General features: G+C 70.9%; 7 protein-coding genes. 2 read left to right on the forward strand and 5 right to left on the reverse strand.

Going from position 1 to position 7840, the window contains the following annotated elements; translation table 11 throughout:
- Positions 1-31: 31 nt before the first annotated feature.
- Entirely contained in the window at positions 32-892 is an 861-nt protein-coding gene (locus HUW62_RS43910; RefSeq protein ID WP_176437848.1) for a histidine kinase, read from the forward strand.
- Positions 889-1680, forward strand: a complete 792-nt coding sequence (locus HUW62_RS43915; protein ID WP_176437849.1) for a LytTR family DNA-binding domain-containing protein — start codon at positions 889-891, stop codon at positions 1678-1680. Before HUW62_RS43910 ends, HUW62_RS43915 begins: the two co-directional genes overlap by 4 nt.
- A 141-nt stretch (positions 1681-1821) precedes the next feature.
- Here the strand turns inward: HUW62_RS43915 and HUW62_RS43920 are convergent, their stop codons facing one another.
- From HUW62_RS43920 to HUW62_RS43940, 5 genes are all read right to left on the reverse strand, one after another.
- Positions 1822-2187, reverse strand: coding sequence for an OmpA family protein (locus tag HUW62_RS43920; protein ID WP_240356296.1), 366 nt, complete (start codon positions 2185-2187; stop codon positions 1822-1824).
- A gap of 243 nt (positions 2188-2430) precedes the next feature.
- Entirely contained in the window at positions 2431-3792 is a 1362-nt protein-coding gene (locus HUW62_RS43925; RefSeq protein WP_163864950.1) for a sigma-54 dependent transcriptional regulator, read from the reverse strand.
- Positions 3782-5896, reverse strand: coding sequence for a nitrogen regulation protein NR(II) (locus HUW62_RS43930; protein ID WP_176437850.1), 2115 nt, complete (start codon positions 5894-5896; stop codon positions 3782-3784). The genes HUW62_RS43925 and HUW62_RS43930 overlap by 11 nt, the downstream gene beginning before the upstream one ends.
- Before the next feature lie 86 nt (positions 5897-5982).
- Positions 5983-6780: a DUF3014 domain-containing protein gene (locus tag HUW62_RS43935; RefSeq protein WP_163864952.1), complete on the reverse strand. Its 798-nt coding sequence runs from the start codon at positions 6778-6780 to the stop codon at positions 5983-5985.
- Between the two features lie 186 nt (positions 6781-6966).
- A complete protein-coding gene (locus tag HUW62_RS43940) occupies positions 6967-7587 on the reverse strand; it encodes a DUF2378 family protein (protein ID WP_163864953.1) in 621 nt (206 codons plus the stop codon).
- Positions 7588-7840: the final 253 nt, after the last annotated feature.

A 7840-nucleotide genomic window follows, 5' to 3' on the forward strand; every position in this document is an offset into this window, starting at 1 on the left:
CCGCTGAAGCTCCGAGGCGGGAAAGGCGCCCGTGCCCGCCCTGCTCAAGTGCATGGCCGCGTGTGGGGTCATCACGGCCGTGATGATGACGGTGGCGACGGTGACGCTGGCGGGCCTGGGCGCCTTTCCCGCCTCGGAGCTTCAGCGGCACCTGTTCGTCGAGGGTGGCATCGGCCTGGTGCTGAGCCTGCCCGCGGGAGTGTGCACGTTCGTGTATTCCCGAATGGCGGGCCGCATCCGCGGGCGGGACGCGCGCGTGCGCGAGGCGGAGGCGCTGCGCGAGCGTGCCGAGTGGCTGGAGGCCGAGGCGCGCTTCGACTCGCTGTCCGCGCGCCTGCAGCCCCATTTCCTCTTCAACACCCTCAACTCCATCGCCACGCTGGTGCGCGAGGACCCGCGCGCGGCGGAGGCCATGGTGGAGCGGCTGGCGTCCGTGCTGCGCTCCTCGCTGGATGCGGGGGCGGGGCGCCATGTACCGCTGCAGCGCGAGTTGGACCTGGTGTCCGACTACCTGGAGCTCGAGCGTGTGCGGCTGGGGGCGCGGCTGCGCTGCTCGCTCGACGTGCAGCCGGGCCTCGAGCGGTTCGCGGTGCCTCCCTTCGCGGTGCAGACGCTGGTGGAGAACGCCGTGAAGTACGCCGTGTCCCTGAGGCGCGAGGGCGGCGAGGTCCGGGTGTCGGTGCGCGCGGACGCCGGGCGCGTCTACCTGGAGGTGCGGGACGACGGGCCTGGTATCACGGGGCCGCCGCCGCCAGGGCACGGACTCGACATGCTGACGAGGCGGCTGGTGTCCTCCTACGGGGCGGAGGAGGCGGGCCTGTCCATTTCGCGTGGCGAGGGCGGTGTCGGCGCGTGCGTGCGGGTGTGGCTTCCGCGCACGGAGGCCGCATGAGTGCACCCGGGCTCCTTCGCGCCGTGCTCGTGGATGACGAGCCGCTCGCGCTGCGGCGCCTCGCTCGCATGCTCGAGGAAACCGGGCGTGTGACGGTGGCGGCCACGTACACCGATCCGGTGGAGGCCGCGGAGGCACTGCGCGCCGCGCCCCCGGACGCCCTGTTCGTGGATGTGTCGATGCCGGGCATGAGCGGCTTCGAGCTGGTGCGGGCACTCCCCATGCCGCCGCCCGTGGTGTTCACCACCGCCTTCGATACGTACGCGCTGCAGGCCTTCGAGGTGAGCTCCGTGGACTACCTGCTCAAGCCGGTGGACGCGCGAGGCCTTGCGCGTGCGCTGGACAAGCTTGTGCGCATGCACCCCCTGCTCGCGCAGGAGCGGCTGCGTGCGCTGGAAGCGGCGCTCCAGCCACCCGCGCCTCTGTCGCGGCTCACCTCGAGGACGGGCACACGCGTGCGGGTGGTGGAGCTCGCGGACGCGACGCACCTGTACGCCGAGGACCGGCTCGTCTACGTGGCGCGTGCCGGGCGCGCCGATGTGGTGGACATGTCGCTCGCGGAGCTCGAACGCCGACTCGACCCGACGCGCTGGCTGCGCATCCACCGCGCCACGCTCGTCCAGCTCGATGCGATTGTGGAGGTCCTGGGGGGCTACGGCGACGCGCGCGTGCACCTGAAGGACGGGACGGTGCTCTCCGTGGCGCGCGACCGGCTGCGTGAACTCCGCGAGCGGTTGGGTGGCGCTGCCGGGGGGCGGAGTTCCTCAGGCCGTCGCTCATGGCCATGAGGCAGCGGGCCTCGGCGGGGCACTCGAGTGCGCGAGATCGGCCCTGGGGCATTTCGAGCATGAGAAGGACAGGAGCGCGAATGGGGGAGAAGGGGGGAGCAGAGGGGAGGTATGGGCGCCAAACCCGCCCAACGCCCTCAATCAGTTCATCCACTCCGACGAAACCTTCACCTCCGCGCGACGGTTCTTCTCCAACTCCGTCGTCGACAGGGGCCGCTCCTCGCCATACGACAGCGTGGACAGCCGCGCAGGCTCCACACCCAGCCGCCGCAGGTAATCCCGCACCACGGAAGCACGGCGCTGGCCCAGGGCCAGGTTGTACTCCGTCGTCCCCAGTTCACACGTGTGCCCGGTGATATTGACGCGGGCCTGCGGCCTCTTGCGCAGCGCGTCCGCCAGCTGCGTCAACGTGTCCCGGAACTCGGGGCGCAGCGTCGTCGAGTCGAGCTCGAAGTAGACAGGCTCCAACGCCAGGGGGAGCAGGTCCTTGTCTGGGTTCTCGGTCATGGAGGAGGGGCGCTCCGGCTCCGGCCTCACTGCCACCGGAGCATGGGGTGTTTGCGTATCCGTGGACGCGGTGGGGGTGGGCTGCCGCGCGGCACAACCCGCGAGTCCAACGACGACGAAAAGCGTGAAGAGGAGAGGGCGCATGCGCTCGTCACAGAGCACGCGCCGTGCCGGGAGCCCTTTCCGTCGAGAGCCCCGCGAGTCCTCCCCGCGCGGCCTTGCAGAACGCCCAGGCACCCCTGGCTATTTGCCTTCCGAACGCTCCCGACGGTGGATGGTGGAGACGTCAATCCCGAGCAGCTCCGCCGCTCGCGTCTTGTTTCCGCCGCACCGCGCGACGGCCCAGGAGATGTACTCGCTTTCCAGCCGGCGCAGGGGAATCACTTCCCGCTGGGCCTCCAGCAACGGGTGTTGCTCCGCGCCGCCCTCGATGACGTGTGGGCGGAGCTGCTCCAAGTCCACCGTGTCCCGGGTCCCCAGCACCACCAACCGCTCCACCAGGTTCTCCAGCTCGCGCACATTCCCCGGCCACCGCTGCGCACACAGCGCGGACACCGCCTCCTGCTCGAAGCGCTGCACCGGAGACCGCGGATTCCGCGCCCGCGCCTGCTTGAGGAAGTGCTCGGCCAGCGCCGGAATGTCCTCGGGCCGCTCCCTCAACGGCGGCGCCTGCAACGTCACGACATTCAACCGGTAGAACAAGTCCGCCCGGAAGCGGCCCTCCTTCACCCGGGCCTCCAAATCCTGGTGCGTCGCGGCCACCACCCGCACGTCCACCGTCCGCGAACCGTCCGCTCCCACCGCCCGCACCTCGCCATCCGCCAGCACCCGCAACAGCCGCGCTTGCAGCTCCGGCGCCATGTCCCCGATTTCATCCAGGAACAGCGTCCCCCCATCCGCCTCCACGAAGAGGCCTCGCCTGGCGCTCGTCGCTCCGGAGAACGCCCCCTTCACGTGGCCGAACAGCTCGCTCTCCAGCAACGAGTGGGGCAGGGCGGTGCAATTGACGGCGACGAAGGGCCCCGCGCGACGTGTGCCCTCGAAGTGCAGGGCCCGGGCAACCAGCTCCTTGCCGCTGCCGCTCTCTCCCCGCACCAGCACCGGCGCGCTGGACCAGGCCACGCGCTCCACCAGCGCATACAGCGCTCGCATCGCCGCGCTGCGCCCCACCATCGCCCCCAGCCGGCCCCGGTCCTCCGCCTGCGCTTTCAGCGTGCGGTGCTCGGAGCGCACCCGCCGCTCCTCCAGCGCGCGGCCCACGTACAGCCGCACCTCGTCCAACCGGAAGGGCTTGGCGAAGTAGTGCCACGCCCCGCGCTTCATCGCCTCCACGGCGTTCTCCACGCCGCCGAAGGCCGTCATCATCAACACCGGCAGGTCCGGGTCCAGCTTGCGCGCCGTCTCCAGCACGTCGAAGCCATCCACGTCCTGCATCCGCAAGTCGCAGATGACGGCGTCGTACACCCCGCCCCGGAGCTGCGCGATGGCATCCGCGCCTCCCGAGGCCACATCCACCGCGTAGCCCGCATCCGACAAGGGCTCGCGCAGCATCTGTCCCATCTCGACGTGGTCATCGACGACGAGAACCCGGGCTCTAACCGACATGTTGCTCCTCTCGCGCGGGGGCCGCGGCGGGCCATTGCAGCGTCACACGCGTGCCCTGTCCGGGCGCGCTGTCCAGCTCGATGCGCCCGCCATGGTTCCGCACGATGTGCGCCACCATGGTCAGCCCCAGGCCCGTGCCCAGTCCGCGCTTCTTGGTGGTGAAGAATGGGTCGAACACTTGATGCAGATGTCTCGCGGCGATGCCGCACCCGTCGTCCTCGACGGTGATGCGCACCCGACCCCAGGCCCCCGATGCATCCGCCTCGCCCGGCGTCGCCGTCAGCCGCACCTGTCCCCCCGGCTCACACGCATCACACGCGTTGAGCAGCAGGTTGACGAGCACCTGCTGAAGCTGGTCCGCGTCCGCCGCCAACGCCGGCAACGGCTGTGACACATCCAGGTGAAGGTCCACGCGCCGCCGCTCCACCTCGACGCGCAAGAGCTCCTGCACGCTCTTCACGACGGACGGCAGCGTCACCGCCCGCGACTCGGCGGGCTGCAGCCGCGAGAAGTCCAGCAGCTGGCGGATGGTGCGGCTCACCCGGTCTATCTGCTCGACGATGGTCCCCAGCCCCGCGGACTGCGGATGCTCGGGGCCCAGCTTGTCCTGCACGTACTCGGCCCGGCCCCGGATGACGCCCAGCGGCGTGCCAATCTCGTGCGCGATTCCCGCCGCCAGCACGCCCACCGTCGCCAGCTTCTCCGCGCGCAGCAACTGTCCCTCCAGCGCGCGCAGGTTGCTCAGGTCCTCCAGCACCAGCAGCGTGCGGACGTCGGGCTGGTGCGGCTCCAGCGGCACCGCGTGGACGTTGTACTGCCCTTCCTCGGCGAAGAGCCGCAGCGGCTCGCCGTGCAGGCTGCGCACGCGGTTGTCTCCGCCCGCCGCGTTGACCAGCTCCTCCAGCCGCTGGATGACGGGGGCATGGGCCTGCGGAAACGCCGTGGCCAGCGTCGCGCCCACCACGTCCGGCGGCATCTTCGTGCTCAGCGCGCGATTCGCGGAGGTGATGCGTCCCGACGTCGACAGGGCCAGCACCCCCGTGGGGATGTGGTCGAGAATCTTCTGCGTCTTGTCGTGCAGGTGGGCCAGGCGGCTCGCATGTCGCAGGCTCTCCTGGAGCGCCACGGCGCGGCTGCGCGCCAGCACCACGTACACGCCAAACGCGATGAGGAAGGTCGAGATGAGGAACGCCGCGAACGACAGCCGCAGCACCAGGCTCCGCTCGTGCGAGCGCAGCCCGCGCGTGGAGGACAGCGTGGCGAGCGGCCACAGCGCGCCGTTCTTGATGCGCACCGGAACGAAGCTCGCCACCACCTCCGCGTCTCCCAGCCCCAGCTTCACCGCCTCCGTCCGCTCAATCACCAGCGAGCCCGCTTCCCCGTCGAGCATCCGCCGCGACAGCGCCGCGAGGCCCGGAGTGCCGCTCGCATCCGTGCCGAGCCGCTGATAGCGGGCCGCCAGCGTCGGGGCGCTCAGCGCGGTGGGTGAGCCATGCGCGCCGAGCAGCAGGAGATGGGTGTCGCTCTCCGCGGTGAGCAGCTTCAGCGGCGCGAACAGCGGCTCCGCGTCCACCAGTACGACGACGGCCCCGCCGCCATCGGGCGCATCCTCGGGCAGGGCGGTGGCGAAGGCCCGCAGCCACCCCGTCGAATCCCCGGACAGGGGCGGCGAGGACGCGATGTGTCCCGAGGCTCCCTCCAGCACGCTCCTCGCGGTGCGGGCCAGCTCCTCGCCTGGGTACTGCTTCGCGAGCGACGCGCCAGTGCGCTTGTCCAGGAGCCGCAGGCGCTCCTTCCCATCCGGCCCGAAGACGACGATGGCCTTGTACTGCCCCACGGCCTCGAGCAGCGCGCGCAGCTCGCGCCGGTGCTCCTCGGCCGTGCCCGGCTGGGACAAGAGCTCACCGGTGAAGCGCAGGTCCTCACCCACGTCCTCCAGGGCCTCGGACACACCTCGGGCGGCCTCCTGGAGCTGGGCCCGCCGCTCGCGGGCGAACTGGTCCACCAGCGCCTGCCTGTCCCGCTGGATGAAATACACGGCGCCACCGATGACGCCGGTGAGCGCCGTGCACAGCATCAACACGGGCAGGAGGGAGGAGCGCATGAGGGCAGATACCAACATCCCGGCGCGAGGAGGGGAGGGAAGCCCTTCCCGCGTCTCGGGGGCCCGCCTGGGGGGCTGACGGGGCCTCAGGGCCTCGAGGCCTGCTGGTTGAGCTTCAGGGACACCTCGCGGACCTTGCCCTGGATGTGGCGCAGGTTCGCGGGCCCCATCCGCAAGAGGTGCTTCTGCGCGGGCGTGAGCGCCTCCAGCGCCGGGTCCGCGTAGACGTACAGCGCGCCCTTCGCCACCACCTCCACGTCCCCGTCGAGCACCGGCACCGCCAGCACCTGCTCGAAGGCCCGCTGCAGCGTCGCCTCGAAGGAGCTGCCCGGCGGGGCGCTCTCCTGATGGAGCCGCTCGGTCAGCCGGTGCACCTCGCGGTACGTATCCACCAGCAGCGTGGAGTCGAGGCTGCCCACCACCCGGCCCACGGTGTCGTACCGGGTGTACCCCTTCTTCGCGACGAGCGTGCGGCCCTCGCGGCTGCTCACCTGGAAGTCTCCGGACGGCGCCAGGAAGGCGACCACGGCCCGAGGGCTGTCGCCGTTGGCCATGTTGGAGACGACGGCGACGAAGCGGCGCAGGAGGTCCGCCTCCCGCAGCCAGGCGCCGAACTGCGGCAGCGACGAGGCCCCGGCGAGCCGCGAGCGCAACAGCGCGTCGACCTCCGCCGCGGGCGGCAAGGGCGCGTCCGGTGCCCGGTCCACCACCGAGGGCGCCACCGGCACCTGGGCGACGGCGGTGGGAGTGTCGGGCGCTCCATGGAGCAGCCCGTGCCAGACGCCGGCTCCCGCCAGCACCGCCGCCACCAGAATCACCAGCCCCCAACCCCAGAGCGCGCCCCGTTCGAGCTTCACCATCGCACCGCCGCCGTCGTTGTCCATGAGTCCTCCGCGTCCGGACCCAGGGATTGCAGCGGCGATGCCAGCGACAGGGAGCAGGGTGGGCCGCGAGGCTTCACTCGGGAGCGCGTGCTCCCGGAGCCGTCAGCGTGCCCGCTCGCAAGCTTCGCGAGCATGGCGTTCCGCGCGCCACCCTGGCGGATTGCGCCGGGGGCGCGCGGGACTCACTCACGCACGCGGACGGGATGCACCCGCGGAGCCGTCCTCGGGGGGCGGCATCGCCGACTCGGCCGTGACTTCCGCCCAGCGGATGTGGAACGTCGCCGACGTCCCGTCGAACTCCTCGGGTAGTGCCACCACCCGGAAGCCTCCACACAGCTCCACCGCCCGGGCCAGCAATCCGGCCGAGAACGTCGGCACGTCCGCCAGCACGTCGTTCATCTTCAGCTCCAGGAAAGTGGGGCTGCGCTCAACGATTTCGACCACACTGAAGTTGTTGCCGGCACGAAAGCCCATCCCCGCGCGCAGCAGCATCCGCCGAGGGCCGGCCAGCCGGACGACGCCCAGGAGCGCGCGACCAAAGAAGGTCCCGAAGTAGGCGTCCATGAACCGCTCGCCCAGCGAGTAGTACGCGGCTTCGGCGGGAACTCCGCCGTAGACGTGCCCAGCGGCGATGCGGAGGAACTCCTTCCACTGCTCCAGCGAATACGTCCGCCCAAGCTTCTGGTCGAGGTCCAGGCCCGCTCGGCGCAGGTGCTCCCGACACGCTGGCGTGAGGCGGTTCTCGAGGGCGCGCACGAAGAGCGCTTCCACGGTTTGCGTGAAAATCAGCTTCTCGGAAGAAGTCATAGGGTCGCACCCTACACCGGTCGGCCCATCGGATGCTCGCCTACAGGTGAATCGACGTTCAGTGCCTCTGTCGGTGATCGACAGCCGGGCTGTTCCGACAGAAAAACCGTTGGATTCTCAAGGGTTTAGCGGTCGTCGCGCGGTGCGGCGGCGGCGCGGGAGACCATGCCGCGCAGCCACCGGTGGGCGGGTTCGTCGTCGAAACGCTCGTGCCAGACCTGGAGGACGTCGAACGGGCGCAGAGGGATGGGCG

It is taken from the genome of Myxococcus sp. AM011 (assembly GCF_013372595.1).
GTDB classification, from domain to species: domain Bacteria; phylum Myxococcota; class Myxococcia; order Myxococcales; family Myxococcaceae; genus Myxococcus; species Myxococcus eversor.

Bases quoted from the DNA above. Each gene is read 5' to 3' on its own strand.
- HUW62_RS43930 (WP_176437850.1), bottom strand. From the start codon at position 5,896: ATGCGCTCCTCCCTCCTGCCCGTGTTGATGCTGTGCACGGCGCTCACC.
- HUW62_RS43920 (WP_240356296.1), bottom strand. From the start codon at position 2,187: ATGACCGAGAACCCAGACAAGGACCTGCTCCCCCTGGCGTTGGAGCCT.
- HUW62_RS43915 (WP_176437849.1), top strand. From the start codon at position 889: ATGAGTGCACCCGGGCTCCTTCGCGCCGTGCTCGTGGATGACGAGCCG.
- HUW62_RS43940 (WP_163864953.1), bottom strand. From the start codon at position 7,587: ATGACTTCTTCCGAGAAGCTGATTTTCACGCAAACCGTGGAAGCGCTC.
- HUW62_RS43925 (WP_163864950.1), bottom strand. From the start codon at position 3,792: ATGTCGGTTAGAGCCCGGGTTCTCGTCGTCGATGACCACGTCGAGATG.
- HUW62_RS43935 (WP_163864952.1), bottom strand. From the start codon at position 6,780: ATGGACAACGACGGCGGCGGTGCGATGGTGAAGCTCGAACGGGGCGCG.